General features: G+C 57.7%; 24 protein-coding genes and 1 pseudogene. 7 read left to right on the top strand and 18 right to left on the bottom strand.

Annotation, left to right across the window (positions count from 1 at the left end; genetic code table 11):
- Position 1 precedes the first annotated feature (1 nt).
- From nudK to RGM3321_RS19775, 9 genes are read right to left on the bottom strand one after another with little or no spacing between them, the layout of a single operon-like run.
- On the bottom strand, positions 2-598 hold the full coding sequence (gene nudK, locus RGM3321_RS19815) for a GDP-mannose pyrophosphatase NudK (protein ID WP_058409091.1): 597 nt from the start codon (positions 596-598) through the stop codon (positions 2-4).
- Positions 595-1,503, bottom strand: a complete 909-nt coding sequence (gene mtnP / locus RGM3321_RS19810) for an S-methyl-5'-thioadenosine phosphorylase (RefSeq protein ID WP_244394513.1) — start codon at positions 1,501-1,503, stop codon at positions 595-597. The genes nudK and mtnP overlap by 4 nt, the downstream gene beginning before the upstream one ends.
- Entirely contained in the window at positions 1,500-2,612 is a 1,113-nt protein-coding gene (locus RGM3321_RS19805) for a fatty acid desaturase (protein ID WP_244394512.1), read from the bottom strand. Before RGM3321_RS19805 ends, mtnP begins: the two co-directional genes overlap by 4 nt.
- A 2-nt stretch (positions 2,613-2,614) precedes the next feature.
- Positions 2,615-3,313, bottom strand: coding sequence for an HAD family hydrolase (locus RGM3321_RS19800; RefSeq protein WP_244394511.1), 699 nt, complete (start codon positions 3,311-3,313; stop codon positions 2,615-2,617).
- The gene (locus RGM3321_RS19795; protein ID WP_244394510.1) at positions 3,310-4,680 is read right to left on the bottom strand and encodes an FAD-dependent oxidoreductase; all 1,371 of its coding nucleotides are present in this window, start codon (positions 4,678-4,680) and stop codon (positions 3,310-3,312) included. Before RGM3321_RS19795 ends, RGM3321_RS19800 begins: the two co-directional genes overlap by 4 nt.
- Entirely contained in the window at positions 4,661-5,767 is a 1,107-nt protein-coding gene (locus RGM3321_RS19790; protein ID WP_244394509.1) for a DegT/DnrJ/EryC1/StrS family aminotransferase, read from the bottom strand. The genes RGM3321_RS19795 and RGM3321_RS19790 overlap by 20 nt, the downstream gene beginning before the upstream one ends.
- Positions 5,764-6,276, bottom strand: a complete 513-nt coding sequence (locus tag RGM3321_RS19785; RefSeq protein WP_244394508.1) for an NUDIX hydrolase — start codon at positions 6,274-6,276, stop codon at positions 5,764-5,766. The genes RGM3321_RS19790 and RGM3321_RS19785 overlap by 4 nt, the downstream gene beginning before the upstream one ends.
- Positions 6,277-7,389: a DegT/DnrJ/EryC1/StrS family aminotransferase gene (locus tag RGM3321_RS19780; protein WP_244394507.1), complete on the bottom strand. Its 1,113-nt coding sequence runs from the start codon at positions 7,387-7,389 to the stop codon at positions 6,277-6,279. It abuts the gene before it with no gap.
- A 42-nt stretch (positions 7,390-7,431) separates the two neighbouring features.
- A complete protein-coding gene (locus RGM3321_RS19775) occupies positions 7,432-8,451 on the bottom strand; it encodes a Gfo/Idh/MocA family oxidoreductase (RefSeq protein WP_244394506.1) in 1,020 nt (339 codons plus the stop codon).
- 836 nt (positions 8,452-9,287) lie between these two features.
- Between RGM3321_RS19775 and RGM3321_RS19770 the strand changes: the two genes are divergently transcribed.
- Positions 9,288-10,439 (top strand): MFS transporter, encoded by a 1,152-nt coding sequence (locus RGM3321_RS19770; RefSeq protein WP_244394505.1) that lies wholly within the window; start codon positions 9,288-9,290, stop codon positions 10,437-10,439.
- A gap of 6 nt (positions 10,440-10,445) precedes the next feature.
- Here the strand turns inward: RGM3321_RS19770 and RGM3321_RS19765 are convergent, their stop codons facing one another.
- The 5 genes and pseudogenes from RGM3321_RS19765 to RGM3321_RS19745 all read right to left on the bottom strand — a co-directional run bounded on the left by RGM3321_RS19765 (position 10,446) and on the right by RGM3321_RS19745 (position 13,947).
- Positions 10,446-11,279: a PhzF family phenazine biosynthesis protein gene (locus RGM3321_RS19765; RefSeq protein ID WP_244394504.1), complete on the bottom strand. Its 834-nt coding sequence runs from the start codon at positions 11,277-11,279 to the stop codon at positions 10,446-10,448.
- Between the two features lie 98 nt (positions 11,280-11,377).
- Positions 11,378-11,575, bottom strand: a complete 198-nt coding sequence (locus RGM3321_RS28520; RefSeq protein ID WP_244394503.1) for a hypothetical protein — start codon at positions 11,573-11,575, stop codon at positions 11,378-11,380.
- A 30-nt stretch (positions 11,576-11,605) separates the two neighbouring features.
- Positions 11,606-11,839: pseudogene (locus RGM3321_RS28515) on the bottom strand (retron system putative HNH endonuclease); the annotation flags it as partial.
- Positions 11,840-12,063: 224 nt separating this feature from the next.
- On the bottom strand, positions 12,064-13,389 hold the full coding sequence (locus RGM3321_RS19750; RefSeq protein ID WP_244394502.1) for an AAA family ATPase: 1,326 nt from the start codon (positions 13,387-13,389) through the stop codon (positions 12,064-12,066).
- A gap of 75 nt (positions 13,390-13,464) precedes the next feature.
- Entirely contained in the window at positions 13,465-13,947 is a 483-nt protein-coding gene (locus RGM3321_RS19745) for a multidrug/biocide efflux PACE transporter (protein ID WP_244394501.1), read from the bottom strand.
- 99 nt (positions 13,948-14,046) lie between these two features.
- Between RGM3321_RS19745 and RGM3321_RS19740 the strand changes: the two genes are divergently transcribed.
- From RGM3321_RS19740 to RGM3321_RS19730, 3 genes are all read left to right on the top strand, one after another.
- A complete protein-coding gene (locus RGM3321_RS19740) occupies positions 14,047-14,931 on the top strand; it encodes a LysR family transcriptional regulator (RefSeq protein WP_244394500.1) in 885 nt (294 codons plus the stop codon).
- 97 nt (positions 14,932-15,028) lie between these two features.
- Positions 15,029-15,247 (top strand): DUF6434 domain-containing protein, encoded by a 219-nt coding sequence (locus RGM3321_RS19735; RefSeq protein ID WP_244394499.1) that lies wholly within the window; start codon positions 15,029-15,031, stop codon positions 15,245-15,247.
- 208 nt (positions 15,248-15,455) lie between these two features.
- Positions 15,456-17,546, top strand: a complete 2,091-nt coding sequence (locus tag RGM3321_RS19730) for a PAS domain-containing protein (protein ID WP_244394498.1) — start codon at positions 15,456-15,458, stop codon at positions 17,544-17,546.
- Between the two features lie 12 nt (positions 17,547-17,558).
- On the opposite strand, the gene RGM3321_RS19725 is transcribed toward RGM3321_RS19730, so the two are convergent.
- The gene (locus RGM3321_RS19725) at positions 17,559-18,119 is read right to left on the bottom strand and encodes an ankyrin repeat domain-containing protein (RefSeq protein ID WP_244394497.1); all 561 of its coding nucleotides are present in this window, start codon (positions 18,117-18,119) and stop codon (positions 17,559-17,561) included.
- Positions 18,120-18,180: 61 nt separating this feature from the next.
- On the bottom strand, positions 18,181-19,686 hold the full coding sequence (gene katB / locus RGM3321_RS19720) for a catalase KatB (protein ID WP_058400953.1): 1,506 nt from the start codon (positions 19,684-19,686) through the stop codon (positions 18,181-18,183).
- A 567-nt stretch (positions 19,687-20,253) separates the two neighbouring features.
- Between katB and RGM3321_RS19715 the strand changes: the two genes are divergently transcribed.
- From RGM3321_RS19715 to RGM3321_RS19705, 3 genes are all read left to right on the top strand, one after another.
- Positions 20,254-20,979, top strand: coding sequence for a GNAT family N-acetyltransferase (locus tag RGM3321_RS19715; RefSeq protein WP_244394496.1), 726 nt, complete (start codon positions 20,254-20,256; stop codon positions 20,977-20,979).
- Positions 20,980-21,176: 197 nt separating this feature from the next.
- The gene (locus RGM3321_RS19710) at positions 21,177-22,817 is read left to right on the top strand and encodes a methyl-accepting chemotaxis protein (RefSeq protein ID WP_244394495.1); all 1,641 of its coding nucleotides are present in this window, start codon (positions 21,177-21,179) and stop codon (positions 22,815-22,817) included.
- A 138-nt stretch (positions 22,818-22,955) separates the two neighbouring features.
- A complete protein-coding gene (locus RGM3321_RS19705) occupies positions 22,956-23,837 on the top strand; it encodes a CAP domain-containing protein (protein WP_244394494.1) in 882 nt (293 codons plus the stop codon).
- Positions 23,838-23,864: 27 nt separating this feature from the next.
- On the opposite strand, the gene RGM3321_RS19700 is transcribed toward RGM3321_RS19705, so the two are convergent.
- Both RGM3321_RS19700 and RGM3321_RS19695 read right to left on the bottom strand, forming a co-directional pair.
- Positions 23,865-24,293, bottom strand: coding sequence for a nuclear transport factor 2 family protein (locus RGM3321_RS19700; RefSeq protein WP_244394493.1), 429 nt, complete (start codon positions 24,291-24,293; stop codon positions 23,865-23,867).
- A 140-nt stretch (positions 24,294-24,433) separates the two neighbouring features.
- Positions 24,434-26,062: a methyl-accepting chemotaxis protein gene (locus tag RGM3321_RS19695; RefSeq protein WP_244394492.1), complete on the bottom strand. Its 1,629-nt coding sequence runs from the start codon at positions 26,060-26,062 to the stop codon at positions 24,434-24,436.
- Between the last annotated feature and the right edge of the window lie 98 nt (positions 26,063-26,160).

Here is a 26,160-nt window from a genome sequence, read left to right as displayed (position 1 = left end):
CTCAATCCAGCAGTCCATGCAGTTTGGCGTATTGCAGCAGCATGATGGTCTTGCCGTCGCAGATCGCTCCGGTGTCTATCATCGCCAGCGCTTCGTCCAGAGGCAATTCAAGAACCTCGATTTCTTCGCCTTCCGCCTCCAGGCCACCTCCGTCGCTTAGCTTGTTCTCGTCGAAATATTCACCGACAAAAAAATACAGACGCTCGGTCACCGACCCCGGGCTCATGAACGCCTCGAACACCTTGCGCACTTCCTGAATGCGATAACCGGTTTCTTCCTCGGTTTCCTTGCGTATACAGGTGTCTGGATCGTCACGATCCAGCAACCCTGCGCAAGTTTCGACCAGCATGCCATCGTGCTCGTTGACGAACGCGGGAAAGCGGAACTGCCGGGTCAGGACGACGGTCTGCTTCAGCTTGCTGTAGAGCAGGATGGTCGCGCCGTTGCCCCGGTCGTAGGTTTCGCGGGTCAGTGTGCGCCACGTGCCGTCGCGCCCCTGAAAGTCATACGTGGTCTTGCGCAGCACGTACCAGTTGTCCGAGAGCACATCGACCTTTTTGATTCGTACCCGGTCCTGGGTGGTCAGCGCCTTGCTCATGCTTTCGCTCCCAGGTGAGTGGCGTTGGGAGCAACCGTCAGCAGGCGTGCGACCATTTCCGGATCACGGTGCTCGGGGGCGGTCATCACCGCCGTATCAAGTGCATGATCGCACCCGGATGAACAAGCCCCCTGATGTTCGCCCAAGCGCGTGACGGCTTCGGTGACCAGACGACGGGTCAGTGCGAACGTACCAGCCATTCTCTGGGCAACCAGCGTCGCGTTGACCTCCTCATGGGATTCGTGCCAGCAGTCGAAGTCCGTGGGGATGGCAATCATTGCGTAGCAAAGCTCTGCTTCACGCGCCAGTTTGGCTTCCGGCATTGCGGTCATACCGATCACGGTGCCGCCCCATTGGCGATAGAGACTGGATTCGGCACGCGTCGAAAACTGCGGCCCCTCCATGACCACGTAGGTGCCGCCATTGAGAGCATGCACATCAGCGGTTTCTGCAGCGCTGGCCAACACCGAGCGCATGCGCCCGCACACAGGGTCGCCGAACGGTACGTGGCCGACCAGGCCCGGGCCGAAAAACGTCTTGTCACGCTTGATCGTGCGATCAATGTATTGATCGATCAGCACGAAACTGCCTGGCGGTGCGTCGTGGCTCAGGCTGCCCACGGCACTTACCGATAACAGTTGAGTGCAGCCAACACTGCGCAGCGCGGCGATATTGGCGCGCACGTTGATGAACGCTGGCGGGATGGTGTGCCCGACACCGTGGCGCTGTACGAAAGCCACTGGCACATCATTGAGGGTGCCCAGCGTGACGGGGGACGAGGGTTTGCCGAATGCTGTTTCGCATTCGACAAGCTGTATGTCCTTCAAACCGGGCAATTGCTGAAGGCCACTGCCGCCGATGATGCCGATACGTTGAGTCTGCTGGTGAGCCAAGGGGGTATTCATACGCTGCCTCTGGTCTTCAAGGTGGTTTCGGGGTGTCCGGCATTCACCAGACGCTCATACAGTTCGGAAAGCGCGGTGGGTGCGCTGCCGCGTCGCAGCAGCAGGCCTTCACTGGCGTTGTTGCTGTAGCGTGGCTCGTGAATTTTCAAGTGCCGGTCAATCGCTGGCAGGTAGTTCCAGCGCACGCCCGGGTACAGCGAGTGCGCCAGATGGTAGGCATCCGACGTTGGTGCGATGAACACGCGGATCAGCCATCCGCTAACACCGAAATAATCGGTGGGGCGGCCTGCCAGGTACTCAAGATCGCGGCGGTCTCTGGACGTCCCTTCGACAAACCAGCGGTGCTCGGTGAGCAGTGACACCCAGGCAAATACCGGGTATGAGGTCAGCAATGGCACCAGCCAGCCAAACAGCACGCCTTTCCAGCCGCCTGCCCAGTAGAGCAGGGCGGCAACCGTCATCAGACACAGCACACGGACCGCCGTGGTCAGGTGCGAGTGATTCAGCAAACTGTTGCGCGCCATGGTGCTCAGATTGACCCAGGCACCCTGAGGCGTCAGCGGATAGAGCAACAATGAATGAAATTTTCCGGGGGATATCCCGGCCACATAGCCACCGGCATGTACTCGCGCGCGGTTGGGGTCAAGATGCGGATGATTAGGGTTGCGATGATGTTCCAGCGTGTGGGTCTGGTGTCGGCTGCGCATGTCGCGTTTGAATGACGGGAACTGATAGAAGATGTTGCTCAGCCACCACTGCCATTGGTGATTAGGGCATAGCGCAAAATGCACGGCGTTATGACCGAACTCCTGCAGCGCCCGAAACCGTCCGCCGCTCCAAAGCACGACCATCAGCCATGTCAGCGGTGACGAGTAGAGCGATGCGAGCAGTACGGCGGCCACGATATCCATCCATGTCCAGATGAACGGCAGTGGCGCAAGCCATTCATCCAGCGGTCGGTAGTAGTGCTCCTTGCGGTCGGGAAGCCTTGGTATCAGACGCAGCAATCGCAATATGCGCTGCGTATCGCGGTAATAAAAAGCGACGGTCGCACGCAAAGCCAACGCAGTGGCGATCAGAGCAGCCAGAACAAGGTGCGATGTGCTCATGGTCAGGCACTCCCGGTCTTGGCGAGCAGGGCGTGACCGTGCGTGAAGCGCTCAAGCAGATTGCCCAGGCCGCTGAACAGCGGGGCGCCGCTGAGCTGCAGGCGTTGGTAGTCCTGATGACCTGTCGAAACCAGAACCGGTGACCAGCCCACCGCCTGCGCGACGTCGAAATCATGCAGCGTATCGCCGACAAACAAGGTTCGTGAGGCGGGCGTGCCCAGTTTTTTTTGCAGCACTACGGCTTCGGCCGTCTTGCTGGTAGCCTGGTTATGGCTCAGCCCGACGACATGCTCGAAACTGTCAAACAAACCCTTGGCACGGAGGGTCTGTACCAGAACGTCGCAGTGCGATGCCGACAGGATCGAGACGCCGATCCCGAGCTGGCGCGCCGCATCGAGAAACTCGATCACGCCCGGTTGCAGCGGGCATTGAGCGACATTTGCGTCAAAGTGTTCGAGGTAGTGTTTGACGATGACAGAAAAGGGCACACGGTCCAGATCGAAGCCGAGTGACGCGTAGAAACCGGCAATCGGAAAATCGAACCTGGCCCGATATTGCTCGGCGGTTACAGGCGCGACACCAAAATGCTCGCCGCAGCGATTCACGGCGAAGACAGCAAGATCGATGTCGTCGATCAAAGTACCGTTCCAGTCGAACACCACATGCTCGATGCCGGAAAAATGCAGGATATCGTCAATCATTGTCGAGTATTCCGAGAAAGTAGGGCGTTAAGCGCAATGCGCGACACAATTGCCGGCGCATAAACCCGGGCGGGGTTTACCACCAGATTGGTCACTCCGATCTGTGTTTCCAGTGCACGGCGGTTGTCCGCCGAGAGCGAGCCCAGCCCGGCACCGTACCAGTGGTCGAAACGGGTGCGCCATGTGCGTTCCCCCGAGGTTTCCGGGAAACGAAAGTCTTCGGTCGTGGCCATGTTCCAGGCACCGTCGACGACACCGCACAGCAAGCCTTGCAACTGATGGCAACCGAGCGAGCGGTCCAGCAGGGCATCAAGGCGTTGATCGAGGCAGTCGGCTTCAAGCGCGCCGATGGTCATGCCCTGGCTGTAAAGCGGATTCATGCTGCTCAAGGCATCGCCCACGACCAGCAAGCCCTCTGGCCAGCGCTCGAGACGGTCGTAATGGGTGCGACGACTGCCGGGCATCCTGAAGGTAAAGACCTCGGACAGTGGCTCGGCCTCGCGGATGACATCATGGATGTCTGGCACAGGCAGGCCGGCCAGTGCCTGAAGGAACTCGTGCGGATCCTTGCCGGGGAAGTTGCCGAACCAGCCACCGGTGGTGACCATCCAGCGATCGCCCTCGATCGGGCTGATGACCCCCATCGAATGCTGGGCCGGAGCGGTCGGCAGCACCAGTAGTACTTGCCATTGTTCAGCGAAGGCAGGCAGCCGTTTGTAGATGCGCGATGCGTAGCCCAACTCGGTCTTGACCACGCTGTTCTGCACACTGCCAAAGCCTGCGCCTTTCAGCCATGAAGGCATGTGTGTGCCCCGGCCACTGGCATCCACCAGCAGGTCGCAGGACAGGCTGAGCTCGCAAGAGCCGTCATCAATGATGACACCGCTTACCTGGCCTGGCTTTTCAACACCTGCAAACTCGATACGCGTCACCCGTGTACCCGAAAGAACAGTGACCTGCGGGACTGTCGTCAGGCAACGGCGCAACTGGTTGTCGATGAGCCTGCGGCTGCAGTAGTGAGCCTCGATACCGCTGCGATAACGATTTTTCCAGCGACCGCGCTGGTACCACTTCACATCATGTCCGAGGTCCGCTACCTGAGCACCGTGTTGTTCGAGTGCGCTCAGCAGGCCCGGAAAGATCCGCTCCATGATCTGCTTGCCGCGCAACAGCAGCAGATGCACATGATGCTCTTGAGGGAGGCTCTGACGTGGTCCCGTCTCGTCGTGAAAGTCGCCTTTCTCGACAACGGTGACACGCTCGAAACGGCGTGCCAGTACAGCAGCGGTCAGGCAGCCTGTGACACTGCCGCCAATCACTACCGCATGGCCCGAACGCAGGGCCGGTTCAACCGGGAGAGTAGCCATTGAGTACCTCGGCGATGTAATGCAGATCGTCGTCCAGCAGGTTCTGATGCAACGGCACCGTCGTCAACGAACGCAGCAACCTGGCAGCGTTGGGGCAATCGCGGTGATACCGGGTCAGCAGCGGTAGTTGATAAAGCGGCTGGTTGTCATATTTACCGATGTCCGATTCGATGCCGTGGCGTTGCTGGTAGTGCACCAGTTGGCGACCGTCATGCCCCACCGATTGCAGTAGCAGGGAATAGGCATTGACCGCGCCGCCTTTGACGACAGGCAGCTCGCGAAACGCCGGGTTGTCGAGCTTTGATAGAAGCTGTTCGCGGTTGCTCATGCGGCGTTCAAGATGCGAATAGAGCTGACGCGAGCGCGCCAGTCCCAGCGCTGCCTGCAGACCGCCCAGTTTCAGGTTGATGCCCAGCGACTCGCCCGTCAGGTTGCCGAAACGGGTATAGGCACGGATACGTCTGGCCCGGTCATCGTCATCGGTCATCACGAAGCCGCCTTCGCCGGTCGAGATGAACTTGCAGTCATGGGTGCTGAAACAGCTGATATCGCCATGTCGCGCGAGCCACGTGCCGTCCAGCCGGGTCATGTGGGCGTGGGCCAGGTCCTGAATCAAGGTGATACCGGCTTGCCGCAGAAACGCCCAGGTGTCTTTCGAGCGGATCGGATACCCCCACATGGGCACTTCGATGACTGCGCAGGTACGGGGTCCGATACAGCGCTGCAGGTCTTCCGGGTCCAGGCCGAAGCTGTCCGGCGCGACATCACAGAACACCGGCACAAGCCCCAGTGAGAGAATCGGCAGGACCGTACAGATCGGGCCTGTCGGCGCAACGATGACTTCATCGCCCGGCCTGAAGTCGACGCCGGCAAGCGCAGCAGTTACCGACGCCGCACCCGAAGAAACGGCGATCACATGCCTGATGCCATACAGCGCCGAAAGTGCTGCTTCGTATTCTTCGACCACCTGCGAAGTGCCTGTCAGGCCCGAATGCAGGGCGCGCTCCAGCTCATGCAGGTCATCGATCGAATGCATCGGCCCTTTCTGGGTAATGGTGCGCATCTGGGTAATGGTTCGCAGGTTCATTGCGCCACCTTGATTCCTACCAGGTCCCACAGCGCATCGTCTGCAAAAACCCGGTCGACCATTCGCCGGAAGTTGGGAAACATCTTCAGGTCTGCGGTTTCCTGCTGGCTGAAGAAGCGCGCATGCTCGACTTCCCGGTTATCCGGGCAGGCAAGCAGACTGGTCGCCGTGACATAAATCAGGTCCAGGTGATAGTGCGGGCCGCGTTTATCGTCGATGTATTCGCACAGTACTCTGTAAGGCTGATGCAGTACGGTGACATCGGTTTCGACGTCGGCGAGCTCTTCATCGCGCTCGCCGAGCAGCTCGGCATGAATACCGGTTTCCTCGAAAATTTCCCTGAGCACTGCGACGTCCGGGGTTTCTCCCTGTTCGATGTGCCCGCCCGGGTAAAGCCAGACTCCGAGCTTGCGGTGATGCAGCAGCAGCATCTTCCGTTCCGGGTTCAAGACGAACCCGGACGCGGTGAAATGCCGATCCAGTTGTGAGCGATCGAGTGGGTCGGTCATTTATGCGGCACCATACTGGTTGATGCGATCAGCCATGTAGTCGAGTTCCGCCCGGGTAATGTCCGGATGCACCGGAATCGTCGTCATGCCAGCCAGCAGCGCTTCCGCATTCGGGCATTCGTTGCGGTACTGCGCGAGTGCCGGAAATTCATAGAGCGCCTTGCACCCGTAACGCTTGATGTCGGACGGGATACCGGCCTCGTCGAGGTAGTCGATGAATGCACGGTTGTCGGCGAAGTGCAGCTCAAGGTTCAGGAAGTAATAGTTGGGCACACCGCCCTCAATGATCTTTTTCTCCCGGACCTTGCTGTGGTCGAGCCTGGCAAGAAAGTAGGCTGCGTTCTCTCTGCGTTGCTGGATCTGGCCTGTCAGTGAGGCCAGGCGGCTGCCACCCAGTGCCGCCGGCAGTGCCGCGAGTTTGTAGTTAAGGCCGAAATCCTTGCCATTGAGGTTGCCGAAACGACTGTAGTCGCGGCAGCGCTGGGCCAGTTCCTGATCGTCGGTGAGAATGAAGCCTCCTTCACCGGTTGCCAGTGGCTTGCGTTCATGGGTACTGAAGCAGGAGAGGTCGCCGAACTGCGACAGCGGGCGGCCTTCCAGGGTAGTGCCGTGCGAATGAGCCAGGTCCAGAATGAGCTTGATACCCAGCTCGTGGGTCAAGGTGCGTAATTCGTCGACTTCCGTCGGATAGCCCCACATCGGAATATCGATGATGGCCTTGGTGCGTGCCGTTATCCGCGCTTTTATTGACACAGGATCGGCGCCAAAGCCATGGGCCCGGGTGTCGACAAAGATGGGGTTGGCCCCGGCCGCGATGATTGGGTAAATCGTGCACAGCGGGCAACTTGGGGTCAGCAGAACGTCGTCGCCCGGACCGACACCGGATGCATAAATAGCCACGCTTAACGCTGCGCCGCCTGACGATACGGCAATGGCGTGTTGCGCTTCGAACCAGGCGGCGAGTTTGCTTTCGTACTCACCGACCACATCGCTGGTGCCCGACAGTGGGCGTTCCAGCGCCAGTTGCATGGTCAGCAGGTCATCGGTATACACCGGACGATATTTATCCGAGACAGCAGGTCGAGCAGTTGCGCTATTGGAAAGACTGGACATTTTTGCAGGCTCCGAAAACAGGCATTGGGTTGACGTAGAGGGTCAGGCGCTCAGAGCAAGGTCTGGTCGAGCCATGGCGTCTGCATTACAAATGCTCTCGATGACCTGGTAGGTCGGTCGCAGGCTTTCGAAGCTCGCTTCATAGGCGGCATTGGTGCGAACGGAGTGAAAAAACTGTTCCAGCTCGCCGAAGTAGCCGCTGCGCTCATACCCGGAATCAAGAGGCCCCGGCTGCCATGCGCCTCTCCAGCGTTTGCCCGGGCCGGTAGCGCTGGTGCCGTGTTCCGGCTCGTGCATGGTGATGTTCCACAGGTTATTGAGCTCAACCATCATCGAGTTCGAACTGACGATCTTCATGTCGAATTCGAAGTAGGGGAACATGGTGCCGCTGAGCAGGCTGACACTGGCGCCCGTGGTGAACTGCAGCTCCAGACTGACCAGTAACGAGTCGCCATGACGCTGTACTCGGGATTCGATATCACGCAGCTCGCCGCCGCCGAACGTGACGCCCAGGTCGATCGTATGGATGGCCTGGGCGAGCAGGAAAGATCTCAACGTCGAATCGAGGCCCCAGAGTGGCGATGTGGGCTTGCTGGCGTAGTGGTTGAGCTGGATATGTACGATCTGGCCGAATTGCTCGGCACTGGTCATCTGGCGCAACTGGCGCATGGGCTTGGCAAATTTGAAGTTCATACCGACGCCGGTGATCACTTTCGCGCGGCGACTTGCATCGATCAGCTCCTCCAGTTCGGCAAGGGTGAAGCAGGGTGGCTTCTCGACAAAAACATGCACGCCTCTGGCCATCGCTTTGAACGCAAGATCGCGATGAGCCTGCGGCGGGCAGGCCATGACGACCGCATCGAGTCCGGCGTTTGCGAGCATGTCATCGAAATTGTCCGTGATCATCACGTTCGATACGAAACGATTGATTTGCTCGGCTCGACTGCGATCACTGTCGCAGACCGCCACAATACGAATGTCCGGCATTTGCAAAAGCGTGGGCAGCAGATTTTCCTGCATCTGTGCGCCGAGGCCAACGATGCCAACTTTGAGTCCAGTCATAATCATCTCCGTCTTGAAAAGTCAGATGTAGTTCATTGGAAAACAAGGGCAAGCGCGTACACCAATCCCGTGACGGATTGCCCGAAGGGCAAACTGAATGAGTTCGGTGTTCGTTTCGAGTCGGTAGAGCAGGGCAGCAGTGCCCTAAGGTATGGGGGCCGTCGGGCAGGGGGGACTGCCATCATGTGTGGCAGGCTGGCTTGTGACGGTCGGCATCAAGTCAGGGGCGTTAGATATCCTTGGCAACCGGTCACGCACGTTGCACATCAGGACAGAGGATGGACGATTAAGGGTGTTTGGCAAGCGGGGAGGGAGGTAGCCTTTATTGCTCTGACTGATTCCGGTGAGGAACAGTACGCTGGTAAAAGACTCATGCGGTGCGTTACGCAGGGAGCGATGGTTTTTGTTCGGGCAAGTATTCATATATCGAATCCTCCATGAACATCTGGTTCTTCCGTGGCCCGCTGACAATTCCCGTGGGGAACATCTCATCGGTTAGTTGCACTAACCCAGTGCGGGAACGAATCTAACCCAGCCCTTTACCCATGGCAATAAACGAGTCTAGATCAAAAAAACATAAAAAAAGATTATGCAGATTATGCTTTCGTATTAAGTTCATTGAGATACTTTAAAATGCTTTTGATATTCAACGACTTTTTCAGATATTCTTGGTGTTTGCTGGCTTTTTGCCAATCGTGGGTAGGAAGATTATTCATGTTTCACGCGATTTTTAGCAGGCGTGAATCGATTGCGTATCATAAGTTTATCTGACGCATTGGATTCTGAAGTGCCGAGCCTCGCGACTCGTGGTAACCCAACCCCAAAAAGGAGCATGCATGACCTCTTTCAGCACCGCAGCCCAGGATGCCAAGGCTCGGGCGGAACAGTCCTCAACGCGTATAGCGTTTTTCATTGCCGGTTTCAGTGTGGCTTCCTGGGCGCCACTGGTGCCTTACGTCAAACAGCGGATGGGTCTTGATGAGGGCACGCTCGGGCTTTTGTTGCTGTGCCTCGGCGTAGGCTCGATTCTCTCGATGCCGTTGGCCGGTGCGCTGGCTGCGCGGTTTGGCTGTCGGCGGTTGCTGGTCTGCTCGACGGTATTGATCTGTCTGTGTCTACCGCTATTGGCGACGATATCCAGTCTGCCGCTACTCATAGCCACGCTGTTCCTGTTTGGCGCGAGCATGGGGGGGGTGGATTGCACGGCCAACGTTCAGGCTGTGATTGTCGAGCGTGCCAGCGGCAAGACCATGATGTCCGGGTTCCATGGCCTGTTCAGCCTTGGCGGTATTGTCGGCGCTGCCGGTGTAGCCGGTCTGCTCAGCCTGGGTATTTCACCTTTCCAGTCGATGCTCGTCGTGGTGATGCTGACCTTGATAGCGCTGGCCAAGGCCGCTCCGAACCTGTTGCCTTACGGCAGCCCGTCCGATGGACCTGCCTTTGCGATCCCGCGGGGTGTGGTGCTGTTCATCGGTCTGCTGTGCTTCACCGTCTTCCTGGCCGAAGGCGCAATGCTGGACTGGAGCGCCGTGTTCCTGACGTCATTGCGCGGTGTCGAAGCGTCCTACGCCGGGCTTGGCTACGCAGTCTTTGCTGTGACCATGACGCTGGGGCGGCTGTCTGGCGATGCCATTGTGCGACGGGTCGGCTCCAATCGGGTCATTATTCTGGGCGGGCTGTGTGCTGCGGGCGGCCTGGCGGTTGCCACGCTGATTCCGGTCTGGCAGGCGGCGTTGCTGGGTTACGCACTGGTGGGGGCAGGGTGCTCGAACATCGTGCCGGTCTGCTACAGCGCAGTCGGTCGGCAGAAGACCATGCCGGAAAGCGTGGCGATCCCGGCGATCACCACGGTCGGTTACGCCGGGATTCTGATTGGTCCTGCGGCAATCGGTTTCATCGCCCATGTCAGCAGCCTTGAGTTGGCGTTCATGATCGTTGCCGTGATGTTGCTGGGCGTGGCAATAGGTGGCAGCAAACTCAGGACCTGATTCTGACTACAACGTGCGCGCCATCCCCGACACCCGGATCGAACTCCCGGGCTGCTCGGGGATTTCGGCGCGCAGACGTGACGGGCTGCCCATGTCCTCGCCCTGAATAATGTCTATCAGACCACCGTGCGGCCAGCCTGTGTCGCGCAGATAACCACCCAGGGCAGCCGTGGCCGCACCGGTAGCCGGGTCCTCATAAACGCCACCGAAGGCAAACGGGTTACGGGTGTGGAACAGCTGTTCGGTTTCGGCCCATACCAGCAAAATAGTCGCCCAGCCTTCGCGGACCATCAGCTCCCGACCGGCCTGCTGGTCATACTGCATGGCCTTGAGCTGCGCCCGGCTTTTTAGCGCCAGCACCAGGTGCCCGGCACCGCCGTTGATGTGCGCTGGCTTGATGCGTTCATCCAGATCGCTGTGCGTATAGCCGAATAGCGCCAGGGCTTCTTCCAGCAACTGCGCGCTGATCGGCTTGCTGAAGGTCGGCGGCGATTGCAACGCTGCCGAAGTCAGAGAGCCTTGCGCATGGCCCTCGACGGTGATCTGCGCCTGATTGAGTGTCAGGCTGAACACGCCGTCGCCTTGCCGTGCCGCCAGCGCAGCGCCCAAAGCGATGGTCGCGTGTCCGCAGAACGGGACCTCTGCCAGCGGCGAGAAATAACGCACCCGCCAACGGCCTTCCACAGGCGCGGCAAACACGGTTTCGGAAAATCCGACCTCGGCGGCAAGCTGCTGCATGACGACGTCATCGGGCAACGCATCGCCAATCCACACGCCTGCCGGGTTTCCACCGCGATCGCCATCGCTGAACGCAGCCAGTTTGAGTATTTCAGTTGTCATTGAAGGGTGTCCTTGCCGTGGTCAGTGGGCGACAGTGTGCTCTTGGGGTAAAGGGATAATCCAGTGAGAAAAACAGGCGGGATATGGAAGTATCGCTCTCACTTCTGCAAGAAGTCTCTGATCGTCGTCGCGTATGGATGCCAGCGAGTGGCCTCGATCTCCTGCCGGAAATATGCGATACGATCAGCGTCTGACCACGATGCGATCTCGCAAAGATCCGCTTCGCGCAGCTTGCGGTAAGCCCGCACTGCATTTGCCCGAGCGCCCTCAAGCGCCGGATCGTCGAGACCAAACACGCGAATGGTCTCTGTGGCGCAGCTATTCTCGTGATCACTCAGGTTGTTACGGGCGAGTACCTTTCCAGATGAGTGGAAATACAGGTAATGCTCTGGATCATGTTTGTCAGGTTTGATGAGGAGGTCGGGGTTATAGGGAGGAGCCGAGCGTCGATCCTTGTGATGACCGCAATGTTGCGTACTTCCACATGCAAGAAAAAGGTTACTCCACTCGAATGTCAGTTGCGGGTAGTGTTTCGGATTCTTTCGCCGAAAATGCTCAATATGGCCTTCATGAAAAACGGCCCCCTCGCAGTAAGCGCATCGCGCGCCTTACTCTGCTGCGTCTTCTGTAGTTACACCGTGGATGCCTTGTAGCTGGACGAGCGCAAAACGCAGCTGTTTCTTGCAGGTCCCGTGAAAGTCTGACCATTGGTGTGTTGGATGAGCGTAGTCGGCGAGGCAGAGAGGGGCGTCTACAGAGGCACGATCCAGTTTGAGCACGACGGTCAACCCTCGGTGTTCGAGTGTTTTTGCAACTTGAGCGCCTGAAAGCGGATCAGTCTGTCGGCATCCAGAATTACCTGATGCTGTGCTCCATAAAAGTCGAGCCGCTTTTTTCGTAATGTCAGACCGTCATGGTCTTCATGCGTACCGTTTTCGATTTTTGCCGCGTATTCGGCTACCCAGTGTGCTTCATTCACAGGCGGAGTGGGGTTTACACCCATGATGTCGTTGAGGGCTACGGCGCTTTCAACGCCTTTGACTTCCTGTGAAGCACAGGTAGCGTGCCAGTTTTCATTGGCGTCCTGAAATACCATGCGTATGCATTCGCGCTTTACCGTCGAAAGCACCTGCGGGCTATGCGTACCTACAATGAACTGGATGTTCGGAAAGGCTTTGCGAAGGCTGGCAATCACGCGTTGCTGCCACGCCGGATGCAAGTGCAAATCGACTTCATCGATCAATACAATGCCGGTTGTCTGCAGCGAGGCCTGCTCTTTGAGGTGGCCATTCAGGCGAGAACAACGAAGCGCCAGATCAGCAACCAGCGTAATCATGGCGCGTACACCATCGCTGAGCAGGCTCAGTGGCAGTGCAGAGTGATCGGCATGAAACATGGACAGCTCTTCAAACGTCAGACTGTAATGGAAGTCGCTCCAGCCTTCTTCAGCCATCACCTCGTTCACTGCGTCTCTAATGCCCTGCAAGCGAGGCTCAAGATTGGAATGCTCGTAGCCGGGCTGCTGTTTTTGTTGAATGACGGCCAGGGTCGCCTTCCTCATCCACTCCTGTAACTGCACATAAGTAGAGAACGCGGACAGGCAATCTTCGTAACCGGCAGTGCGACTCTCGGTCAGGATCGCTTTGCTGGACACGGTTTTATGACTGACCCAGAGTCGCCTCGAACTGTAATAGCGCACAACAGGCAGCGAAGTCGCCGAATCGCTGCGCAGCATTGACTGAAGTTCTTTCCCCCATGCCGCCAACGGCTCGGCTTGTTTGGTGGTAGTTCGGCTCTTGGGACCGTTAAGCGCCCGTTGCCAACGCATCGCAGGGTTGGACATTTCTGCATTGATGACCACTGGAAATTGCTGCTCGCTTTCAAAACCTTCGCCTACCCGTGCATAACGGGCGTCAGTGCGCTCGATATGCTTGGACACTCCCTGATCAAATGAACCAACTAAGGGGCCCAGAGCAGCAACAATGGCTTCAAGAACCGACGTCTTGCCCTGCCCGTTGCGAGCGGAAATTACCGTCAATTGCGGATCGAATTTGATATCAAACTCTGCAAAGCGACGATAGTTCGTAAGGCAAAGCTTGGTCAGATTCATAGGTTTCTTCTGGCTGTACGACGTTCGCACATACTAACAGTGCTGACTCCCGAGTGTCCGCGCAAACCCGTTTTCTCAAAGCACCTCACACCTTGCCATACGCCGCTGCACTAAACGTTCACGCAATGCGTCATAGGCCCAGTTGAACAGCATGGTGTATGGCAGAAACATCAGCAGCAGGCCGATATCCAGCCAGAATGCTTCCATCAGGCTGATCGTCAGCCACCATGCGGCCAGTGGCACGACGGCCAGAATCAGTCCGGCTTCGAAACCTGTTGCGTGCAGCACGCGAGTGGTCAGGCTCATGGCAAACCCGTACCTGTTGCGCAGTCTGTCGAACAGGGCGTTGTAGAGCATGTTCCAGAGCATGGCGATGGTGGAGATCATCACTGTCATGGCGCCCATCATTGCCAGCGAATGGTTCATGAGCCAGGCCAGCAGCGGCGCGACCAGAATCACGCCGCCGATCTCGAACAGGCTGGCGTGCAGCGCCCTTTCACGCAGGGTTTTGGACGCTACGGATGCGGGCTGGCTGGCGTGTTGTGGGCTGTTACTCATGATAAGACTGTCCTTCGTGCTCGTGGGTGGCAGCATTATCATCGGTGTTTGCGTTAAGCTGAAAATCAATACCATCGGTAAAGCCGATAAGAGAGTGTCATGAGTTATTCACCGGAAGCCCTGGAAGCCTTCGCCCAGATTGCCGCATTGGGTTCGTTCAGTGCAGCCGCACGCCGTCTGGGCAAGAGTCAGTCGACGATCAGTGAAGCAATCGCCCGCCTGGAGATCGATCTCGGGCTGGAGCTGTTCGATCGCTCTTCCAGGCAACCGGTTCTGACTGAAGCAGGGCGGGTCATGCTCGGCCGTGTCGATGACCTGTTGTGCGCCTCGGACCGACTGCGCCGGGCTGCTGCGCGGCTTGCGGCAGGCGTCGAGCCAAGGCTGACGCTGGTGCTGTCGGACGCCAACCAGTTTGCCGATTTCGAGCGGCTGATGACCGAGCTGGATCAGCGCTTTCCAGAGCTGGAGATGGAATGCGTATTCGCCGAGCACGGTGATGCCATCAGCCTGGTGCAGTCGGGCAGGGCATCATTGGGGCTGCTGTCGGCGCAAGCCAGCTACCCACCGGAGATCGGTCACGCGACCATCGACGAAAGTGCCGATTTCGGTCTGTTCGTCTCGCATAAACATCCACTCGCCGCGCTGGAACGGGTCGATTATCAGCAACTGGCGCGTTACCGCGCATTGCGCCTCAACACGCTGGTCGAGCACAGCATCCCCACCGACGACCTGCCCACCAGCGGCCATCGTCATTGGTCAGCGCCCAATTACCTGCTGTTGATGGACATGGCTGCCTTCGGTTTTGGCTGGTCGGCGTTGCCGCGCTGGCTGGTGTCGCGCTATTCGGGCGGGCTGCTCAAAGAGCTGAAAGTCTCGGGCTGGCCGCGTCGCTCGGCGGTCGATGTCATCTGGTCATTCCAGCGCAGCCTGGGGCCAGCTGGTGCATGGCTGCTGGAGTCGCTGGTGCCGTTTGCCGGAGAGTAAACGGATCGGTTTTCATAACCGACAGTCAGCAGTCGCGAGGCTTGCTGATTTCCAGCTATAAAGCACAGACCTTCAACACTGTCGGGCAGGGTAACGCATGACATTCGACTGGCACTCCGATTCTGTTACACGTGATACCCCGGTGGACGACCGCTACCGAAATACGCAGAACGTGAGGCGCTTCATGACCGGACAATGCGGGCCGTCGTTCAGGTTAGACCGGCCATTCATGGTGTGGATCACTAATGGCGAGCCGAAAAACATGGGCCAGGTTGCGGATGAATGGTTGCGTCTGCGGACAGCAGGATCGGAATGAGCTGACGTTGTGTGCTGTTGGAGGGCTGCCCGCCCGGGCTCGCTCTGGCTGTCTCGAGAAGCACATACCGCTCTGACTTTTCGAAAATCATCGATTTTCGAATGCAAAATGCCATTATTTTTGCAACCGAGCGTTTTTTCTCGTAGCGTGCTCGTGCCGCCCTGCCTGACGGGAACGCGGCGCAACCAACGCCGCAGGTGCCTCCGCCGTGACCCCGACAGATCTACAACATCTCCAGAGCCGATTATCGGCTTTGGAGCAGGAAAACGCCTCGCTTAAAGAGCGCCTGAGCGTCAGTGGTCACGAGGCCGAAAACGCCCTGGCGCACTCTCAGGAGCGTTATCGTTTTCTGTTCAACGCGATGGATGAAGGCTTTTGCATCATCGAGTTCTTTGACGGCCCGCATGGCCCGCTGAGCGATTACATTCATATTGAAGCCAACCCGGCTTACGAGTATCACGCCGGCATTCCCAATGTGGTGGGCAAGAAGCTACGCGAGATGGTTCGCGACGAGGCGGATGGCTGGGTCGAGTTCTACGGCAAGGTATTGCGCACCGGTGAGCCGGTCCGCTTCGAGCGCGAGTTGGTGGCAACCGGACGCTTCCTGGCACTGACCGCGTTCCGTATCGAGCCTGCCAGCCGCAAGCAGGTAGCGGTGTTATTTCAAGACATCACCGAACGCAAGCGCGCAGAGCTGGCGTTACAGCAGATGAATGAAACGCTGGAGGCACGTATTGTCGAGGCCGTCGCCGAGCGCAATGTGCTCGCCGATGTCGTCAATGGCACCAATGCATTCATCCATGTCATCGACGCCAATTACCGCTGGATGGCCATCAATGGCTCAGCGCTGCGCGAGTTCGAGCGTCTTTTTGGCGTCCGTCCTCAGGTAGGCGACAATATGCTCGACCTGCTGGACGACTGTCCACAGAGCAAAGCAGGTCTTAAACAGCGCTGGACGCGGGCGTTGGCGGGCGAGGAGTTTGCCGAAAGCGTCAGCTTCAGCGATTCGAATGATCCGGCCAGCCACTTCGAAATGCGCTACAGCACGCTTCGCGATGCACAAGGCCAGGCCATTGGCGCATATCTGTTTGCCTACGACGTCAGCGAACGGTTGCGCGAGCAGGAACGCCTGGCTCAGGCTGAGGACGCCTTGCGTCAGTCGCAGAAGATGGAAGCGGTTGGTCAGTTGACTGGCGGTATCGCCCATGACTTCAACAACCTGCTGACCGGTATAACCGGCTCGCTGGAACTGCTCAAGACGCGCATGAGCCAGGGCCGTTTCACTGAAATAGATCGCTATATAGGGGCTGCGCAGGATGCATCCAAGCGTGCAGCGTCGCTGACTCACCGCCTGCTGGCGTTTTCACGTCGACAGACGCTGGACCCCAAGGCTGTCGACATCAACCGGCTGGTGATCGGGATGGAAGAGCTTATTCGACGCACGGTCGGACCTCACATCACGCTGGAAGTCGTGACCTCAGTCGGGTTGTGGTCGACGTTCATTGACGCGCCGCAACTGGAAAATGCGCTGTTGAACCTGTGTATCAATGCCAGGGATGCCATGCCGCGAGGCGGGCGAATCACCATCGAAACCGCCAACCGGTGGATTGACGAGCGCGGCTCCCAGAGCCGGGACCTGATACCGGGGCAATACCTGTCGCTGTGTGTCAGTGACACCGGTACTGGCATGTCGCCTGAGGTTATCAACCGCGCGTTCGACCCGTTTTTCACCACCAAGCCACTGGGGCAGGGCACGGGTCTGGGATTGTCGATGGTGTACGGTTTTGTGCGCCAGTCCGGGGGGCAGGTGCGTATCTACTCTGAACCTGACCAAGGCACGACCATGTGCCTGTACCTGCCGCGTCACTACCTTGGGGTCCCGGAAGAAGTCGAGGCTGTCGAGACTTGCGAATCGGCTGCGCAGACCGAGCGTACGGTGATGATTGTCGACGATGAGCCGACCATCCGCATGCTGGTGGCTGAAGTGCTGGAGGATCAGGGGTATATCCCGATCGAGGCGGGCGAGGGGGCGTCTGCGCTGAAGATGCTGGAGTCCGATATGCGTATCGACCTGCTGGTGACCGATGTCGGGTTGCCTGGCGGCATGAACGGTCGGCAACTGGCAGATGCTGCGCGCATCATTCGACCAGACCTTAAAGTGTTGTTCATCACCGGTTATGCGGAGAACGCCATCATTGGTAACGGCCACCTGGATCCGGGGATGTGGGTGCTCACCAAGCCGTTCACCATGGACGCGCTCGCCAGCCGCATCTACGAAATGATCGAACGCAAGGATTAAGCCCAAAAACCGTCAGCGGGCAGGCAGCGTCTGGAATTCGCCTTTCGACAGGCCCTGCACGTCGTTGCCCATGCTGTCACGGATGGTCAGGTCGGCACCTTGGTCGGTCAACGCCTTGAGCACTTCAGTGCGTTTGAACAGCGCCGCGTACATGGCCGCCGTCTGCCCGGCATTGTTGGTCAGGTTTGGGCCGCAATCGGCCTGAACCAGACGCTTGGCGATGCTCAGTTCGCCCTTGAAAATCGCGCCCATCAGTGCGGTGTTGCCGCGATTGTCCTTGGCACAAGGGTCCGCACCCGCACTGATCAGGCGTTCCACCGAGTCTTGATGGCCGTGATAGGCCGCCAGAATAAGGCCGGTATAGCCTTGTTCGTCACGCACGTTGAGGTCATAACGGGCTTCGATGAAGGTGTCCAGCATCGGGTTGTTGCCTTCACGGGACGCGTCGAAAAACAGCGTGCGCAGCTGGCTGGCGGTCTGTTCAGCGGTCAGTTCGGGAGCGGCTGCCGGGGCAGGTGGTGTTGCGTTTGCGGCTGCAGCAAACAGCAGCAAGGCATAGATCAGATTTTTCACAGGCGTTCTCCTGGCTGGAACCGCCCCGGCGTCGGAAACGCCAGGGCGGGACATCAGATCATCAGTCTTTGAGGCTTGCAGCCAGCGACTTGACCTTGCTCAGATCGCCCTTGGCGACTTCGGTTACCCGAGTGCCGTAGTCCGGATCTGCCTTGTACAGGAACGACAGCATGATGTTCTTGCTTTCGGTGTCGGTGTCAGCCAGCGACTCACCAAAGCTCTGTACCAGGTCGGTCTTCTCTTTAGGGCTGTAGGAGCGATACAGATCACCCGCCTGCTTGAAGTTCTGCTCACGCGTAATCTTCGCTTGCTGGGTGGTGCCGCTGATCGGCAGTTCGCTGTAGCGCGCTTTTTCGTCGGCTGGACGCGGCTCCAGACGGCTCGGCTCATAGTTGACGCCGCTGGTGGTGTGACCGGTATTCAGAGCACCGTCCTGATTGCCGTTGTTCACCGCAACCTTGGGCTGGTTGACCGGCAGGCTCAGACCATTCGCGCCCAGGCGATACATCTGGGTGTCGGCGTAGGAGAACACACGGCCTTGCAGCAGACGGTCCTCGGAAGGCTCGATACCAGGAACCAGGTTAGCCGGGGCCATGGCGACCTGTTCGGTTTCCTGGAAGAAGTTGTCGACGTTCTTGTTCAAGACCATCTGACCGATTTTCTTCTCAGGGACGTCGGGCCAGATCTTGGTGGCGTCCAGTGGGTCGAAGTCGAATTTCGACAGCTCTTCAGGCTTCAGGACCTGAACGTACAAGTCCCATTTCGGGAAATCGCCTTTTTTGATGGCACCGACCAGATCGTTGGTCAGGTGGCTGTAGTCCTTGGACTGGACCTGAGCGACTTCTTTCGGATCGAGGTTCTTGATGCCTTGCAGGCTCTTCCAGTGGAACTTGACGTAGTGCACTTCGCCTTTGGCATTCACCAGTTTGTAGGCGTGCACGCCGTTGCCGTCCATGAAGCGATAGCCTGCAGGCGTACCCTCATTTGAGTACAGCAGGGTCAGCGTACGTGTGGCTTCCGGAACATGCGAGAAGAAGTCAAAGCGACGCGAATCGTTGTCCAGGTTGGTACGCGGGTCAGGCTTGAAGGCGTGGACCATGTCCGGGAACTTGATGGCGTCACGGATGAAGAAGGTCGGAAAGTTGTTGCCTACCAGGTCCCAGTTACCGTCTGCCGTGTAGAACTTGGTGGCGAAGCCGTGTGGGTCGCGCAGGGTTTCAGGTGAGTGGTTGCCATGAACAACGGAGGAAAAGCGCACGAAGACCGGGGTTTTTTCGCCCGATTTGAACACCGTGGCCTTGCTCAGATCGCTGATATCGGCCGATGCGGTGAACTCGCCTTTGACACCCGTGCCGCGGGCATGGACCACGCGCTCCGGGATACGCTCGCGATCAAAGCGCTGCAGCTTTTGCAACAGCTGCACATCTTGCAGCAGGACAGGCCCTTGGGCGCCTGCAGTCTGAGAGTTCTGATTGTCGCCGACGACGGCACCATTGTCGCGAGTCAGGGTGTCTGCTGCATAGGCGGTCGGAACCGTAACGAGACCGACTGCAGTCAAACACACCATGTGTCTGGACCAGTTTAATAACGGCATTTTGAATCCCTCATATTTTTAGTAGGCCGGTTAATCTTAGGCGCGTGAGGGCAGGGCGGTGATTATAAAAATATATCGGGGTGATTAAGATAAATACTGAGGGGGGAGCGGAACCGAGTAAAAACGTTCACAATTAGTTGAGGGGTTTCTTGGCTATGAAGAAGGCGGGCGATAGGCAGGTGCATAAAAAAGAAAGGATTTAGTTTTGTATCTTCATGAAAAATGAAGGTTTTTATTAAATGTCGATATTAATTAAAAGTGCGTCTAATTACGCTCTATAAAGCTAAGTAATAATCATTATCGCCATGAGTGTTCGTCAATAATAAAACCTCTGGCGTCACAGTGTGGAACGATCGTGCAACTGCATAACGTAATATTCAAAATTGCTGGCTTTTTGATATTGTCTTTTGAGGTCGTCGTATAAGTTACAACTAAGTTACTCTGCGGCAAAGTGACATTGTCTGTTTTGAAAGCGCTGACGCGCTATCATGTGGCCACACCCAGTGCTGCCACACCGCGTTTAATGGAGTCCCTCGTCTCATGCCCACCATCATGTTGCTACAAACCCCGCCACCGGAGTTCATCCGTAGCCAGATCCAGCAGATGGTCGTGGACTACGTGACCGACATCAGCATGGTAGCCATTGCGCCGAGCAATCCTCTGTACAACCTTTATCAGTATGGCGTGGGGTATGAAGTGCATCTCTACCTGAATGCCATGGACGGCTCGCAAAACCTGTCGGTCGAGCTGATCGTCGCGCTGGACGATGAGGACCCGGAAACCGTATTGGGTTTTTTACTGTACCTGCCCGTGCAGGATGATCTGCGGGCCTGCGCCGTGGCCTATATCGCGGTGCGCGAAAGCCATCGTCGCCAAGGCATTGCACGATCAATGCTGAATAAAATGGTCGGTCGCTACCCGCACGCAGAACTGTATTGCGTAGTGGGCAAAGTTGAGTATTTCGAGGCGATGGGCTTCCAGGTCCTGGGTGCGCGCGGCCCGCAGGTCATCATGAATACCCTGGATCACGGAACGGACGGCCTGCTTGCGGTCATGGACATCGCTCCGGTCTACAGCTCGGTGGAGGTGCGTCAGATTCATGCGTACCTGCTCAAACAGCATGGCAAGAGAGCAATGGTCGATGCAGAGAAGCAGCGTGACCGCCATCTCGACCGCATGACCCGGGATGCCAAGGCATTCGCCGAGCAGCGCCTTGAAAAGCAGGGCTTGCCGGAGGGCGTTCCGCAAGCGTCAAGGCTGCACTGACAGCCAATATGCCGCGCAGGCAGACCTGTACTGATAGAGGGTATTAGTCGCACAAGCGCTATCTGTCAAAGCCATCTATCAAAAAAGTGAGGAGCTTTGGAACGATCCAAATGGGGTGAAGTCATTATGATATCACGACTGCTTGGTCGCTCTCTCAGGCACGGATGTCACTCCTCATTCAGCAACAGGTAAGCCTCATGAATTTCCTGCGTCAGTCCAAGTTTTCGACCAAGCTTCTTTCGGCATTCATTTTCTGTGCACTGATCACACTGGCCGTTGGTGGCCTGGGCATGGTCGGGGTTACCCGCTTGGGCAACGCGCTTGAACTTACCTTTTTCAACAACCTTGTTTCTGTCAGCAACACCAATGAAACGCTGACCAGCCTCACCGCACACAACCGTGGACTGTACCGTTTGCTGGATGCGCAGGATGGCGGTGTCCCTGAAGCCGACAAGGAACGTGTTCGTCAGGCGTTGAGCGAAGATCTGGCTCGCGCGCAGAAAGTGTTTGCGACTTACCGTGCCACGCCTCTGGAAGATGACGAGCGTGCCGCCGGTGACCAGTTTGAGCTGATGATGCCCGGCTACGTTGCCGGAGCCCAGCAGGTCGTCGATCTGATCAGGGCCGGTGATAACGACGCTGCCCGCACCCGACTGAACACACTGTCCTCGGAAGGCTTTACCAAGGTGCGTAGCTATTTGCGTACTATGATTGATTCCAACAACCGTCAGATCAAAGAGGGTGCTGCGGCCGCTGCCAGTCTGCGGAACTCTTCGGTGATGATGCTGGAAATCGGCGTGGCCATCGCCTTTCTGGTGGCAATCATGCTGGGACTGTTGATCACCCGCATGATTACCCGGCCGTTGGCGGTCGCGGTGGCAAGTGCTCAGCGCATTGCCGGTGGCGACCTGACCCAGCCGATTGTTTCTGACCGTGGTGATGAGGCTGGGCAACTGCTGAACGCGCTGTCCGACATGCAGACCGGTCTGAAAAATACCATTCAACAAATTGCCAGTGCTTCGGACCAGTTAGCCTCTGCTGCCGAAGAATTGAGTTCGGTTACCGATGAAAGCACCCGTGGACTGACTCGCCAGAACGACGAAATCCAGCAGGCTGCGACTGCTGTGAATCAGATGACTGCTGCGGTTGAAGAAGTGGCGCGTAATGCAGTGTCGACGTCCGAAGCGTCGAAGGCTGCAACTGATGATGCAGTCGATGGTCGTGGTCAGGTGGATCACACGGTCAAGGGCATCACCACCATGGTGCACGAGATTACCGAGTCCACTGGCGCTGTGTCAGAACTGGCCGGGCACGTGCGGGAAATCAGCAAGGTGCTGGACGTGATTCGCAGTATTGCCGAACAGACCAACCTGCTGGCCTTGAATGCCGCCATCGAAGCCGCGCGTGCTGGCGAGCAGGGGCGTGGTTTTGCGGTGGTGGCTGATGAGGTTCGTGCCCTGGCGCACCGTACCCAGGCCTCTACAGTGGAAATCGAAGGCATGATCAGCACCGTGCAGTCCGGGGCCGATGGCGCCGTTGCGGCGATGGGCAAGAGCCTCTCACTGGCCACCAATACTCAGGAGCTGGCGCTGCGTGCCGGTGCCGCGCTGGAAAAAATCACCCTGGGTGTGGCGACCATCAACGAGCGCAACCTGGTCATTGCTTCTGCTTCCGAAGAGCAGGCTCAGGTCGCCCGTGAGGTGGACCGCAATCTGATCAACATTCAGGACCTTTCGACCCAGAGCGCCGCAGGTGCCAACCAGACCAGCGCTTCGAGCCAGGAACTGTCGCGACTGGCCACCTCGTTCAATTCGCTGGTCGCAAACTTCAAGCTTTGAGTTGTTTCAACACGGTACTGTCTGGCGCACGTCTTTGCCTTTTCGGTGGCTAAATTCCGCACTGGCATGAAAAAGGCGTTGCGCCCGACCGGGTCATTTCGCGCATCATAGGCGGACTCAGCCCGAGAGAGACTTTTCATGCCTGTCATTTTCAACACCCTGCGCCTGTCGCTCCCGAGAGTATCGTTATCATTTGTGGCCGTGCTGTGCTCTGGAATCTTTGCCAGTGCTGCGCTGGCCAGCGACGAAACGCAACTGGTCGAATCCATCAACGCCTATCGCGGTCAGGCACAACGCTGTGGCGAGCAGGTATCCATGGAACTGCCGCCACTGACCAGCGATGCACGTCTGGTGCTGCCCGCCAGTGGCAATCTGGACCTGCAACAGGCGCTGACGCGTGCCTCCTATCCAATGGTCACCGTGCAGGCGATCAGTCTGTCCGGCCCCAATGACGCTGACTCGGCACTTAAAGCGGTGCTAGAGAGTTTTTGCCGGGTAGTGCTGGACCCGCAATTCGTCGACATCGGGGTTAGCCGGCAAGGGCGAGACTGGCGCATTGTCCTGGCACGCTCGCTGGTGGCTTCGCGTCTTGGCGATTGGCAGGCAGAAGGGCAAAAGATTCTGGAAATGGTCAATAACGCCCGTACCCAGGCGCGCCAGTGCGGTACGCAATCCTTCGCTGCTACCACGCCCCTGGTCTGGAACCTCGTTCTGGGCACTGCCGCACAACGTCATTCGCAGGCGATGGCCAATCAGAACTTCTTTGACCACAAGGATCGCGATGGCCGTACGCCTGGCGATCGGGCCGAGCTTGCTGGCTATATAGGCCAGCAGGTCGGTGAGAACATTGCCGCAGGCCAGGACAGTGCACGCAAGGTGGTTGACGGCTGGCTGTTGAGCCCGGGCCACTGCGCCAACCTGATGAGCCCTGATTTTCGCGAGCTGGGAGCAGCCTACGCGATGGACCCGAAAAGTGACGCAGGGATTTACTGGACGGCTATGTTCGGCACGCAGCAGTAGCGCCTGCCGCGGCCTTGAACCGATGCGTTAAAAGCGGAATGCCTGACGGCCGATGAGCAGCCATTGGCCATTCTGCTTTTGCCAGATCTGGAAGTTCTCGATTTCGGTCGGCACAACCTTGCCGCTGTTCACTGCCTGTGCCGAGAAATGATTGCGCACCAGGGCGGTGTCGCCGGAAAGAATGATTTTCTGATTGAGCATCTTCAGGTCGTTAAAGGCGCTCTTGCCGGTTTCGATGTCTGCGATGAACGCTTTCTTGTCCTGAATGTTGCCGCTGGAGTGTCCATACGTGAGGTTGTCGGCGGTCAGCGCATTGAGTTGCTTTATGTCCTTGTGCCACATGGCTTGCGTGAGCTTGTCTACCGCCTTGGCAACATCAGTCTCGTCTGAAGTTGCCGCTGCGGCGTAACCGGTAAACAGGCACAGAAACGCCATTAGCAGTGTCAGCTTTTTCATGTTCATCCCTTTTCTTGTCATTATTGAATGTGAGCGAAGCCCGCGCAGATGACTAATTCATCTGTCGTCGTACAACTTAGATCAGGGCAGGCCATTCGACAAGGGGAGATGCCGGGAAGCGCGCTTCCCGGCGATAGCGCTTAAACGCGGAACTGTTTGGTGAGACGGTTCAGGCCGGACGCCAGCGTCGACAACTCGGCAGTGGCGATGGCGGTCTGATTGGAACCCTCGGACGTCTGACTGGACAGGTCACGAATGCTGACCAGGCTCCTGTCGACCTCACGAGCGACCTGGGCCTGTTCTTCGGCAGCCGTAGCGATCATCAGATTGCGTTCGTTGATCTGGCTGATGGATTCGGTAATTTCGAGCAGCGCCTTGCCGGCACCATTGGCCATCTCCAAGGTCTTGTGTGCCTGAACGCTTGTCTGCTCCATGGACGTAACAGCGTTACCGGTGCCGGTCTGGATCGAGCCGACCATCTGTTCGATTTCGCGGGTCGATTGCTGGGTACGGTGCGCCAATGCCCGTACTTCGTCCGCGACCACGGCAAAACCTCGCCCGGCTTCGCCCGCACGGGCTGCCTCGATCGCAGCGTTGAGTGCCAGCAGGTTGGTTTGTTCGGCGATGGCGCGGATCACATCCAGCACCTTGCTGATGTCCGTTGCCATGACCGCCAGGCCCTGCACCTCGGTTGAGGTGATCTGCACTTTGGAGACCATCAGGTTGATCGCCGTGACAGTCTCATCGACCTGCGCACGTCCGGCCATGGCTGCGGTACTCGATTGAGACGTCACCTCCGATGCCGATGCGGCGTTGCTGGCCACCTCCTCTACCGCGGCACTCATCTGGTTGACGGCCGTGGCAGCCATCTCGATTTCGTTGCTCTGGCGCTGAATGGTGCGCGACGCATCTTCGGTGACGGCGTGCATTTCTTCGGAAGTGGCGGCCAGCTGGGTGGAAGAGTCGCCGATCAGGGTCAGGGCACTGCGCAGGTTGGTTTGCATCAACGCCAATGCGGCGATCAGTTTGGCCGCTTCATCACTGCCTTCTTGTGGAATGTCTTTGCTCAGGTCATTGGCCGCGATGCGTTGCGCAATGTTCAGCGACTCACCGATTGGCTGGGTCAGGCTGCGGGTATACATCCAGGCCAGCAGCAGGGTAGCAATCACGCCGACCGCGATAAAAATACTCACCATCAACAAGGTTTGCTGATAAGCGGATTCGGCTTGATCACCCGCTTTTTTCGCTTTGCTGTCGTTGATGCCGATGAGTTTTTTTTGCGTGTTTTCGACCTGATCCGCCGCACTTTTCATGTCGCCATTGGAAATGGCGACTGCCCCTTCCAGATCGCCGGCTGCAACAGCGGCCAGGTAGCGATCCTGGGCTTTTTGATAGTCGACATTGGCTTTGACCAGTTCGTCAAACGTCTGACGCCCTTGAGGGGTAACGATCAGTTTGCTGAGGGAGTCCGAAAGACTGACGATCAATGAGCGGGATTGTTGAATGTCGCTAAGTGCCTTGGTCCTGCGATCCTGCGGTTCAAGGGGGTTACGAAGTCGGGCGTTGTTGCCCCTGATGCTCACAAACTCTTTGTCCAGAGAACCGAGCAGTTTTACGCTGGGCAGCACGTTGGTTTCGAGAAATTTTTCTGCTGTGTTGAGAAGTGCTGCCTGACGCAGGGCCAGCAGGCCTAGTGCAACGATCATCAGGCAGAAAATACCGAAACATACAGCCGAACGCGGTGCAAGATTGAGTTTTCGCAGGATCATTATTGTTTCTCCGAAGTAGGCAATAGGCTATCGCCTACCTTCGGTTATTCTTTACGACCCATACGAGTCAGAGATGGAGTTGTGAATCAGGTTATCCG

The sequence above is a fragment of the Pseudomonas sp. RGM 3321 genome (assembly GCF_022836805.1).
Classification (GTDB): Bacteria; Pseudomonadota; Gammaproteobacteria; order Pseudomonadales; family Pseudomonadaceae; genus Aquipseudomonas.
This window is presented reverse-complemented; position numbering and strand designations above follow the sequence as displayed.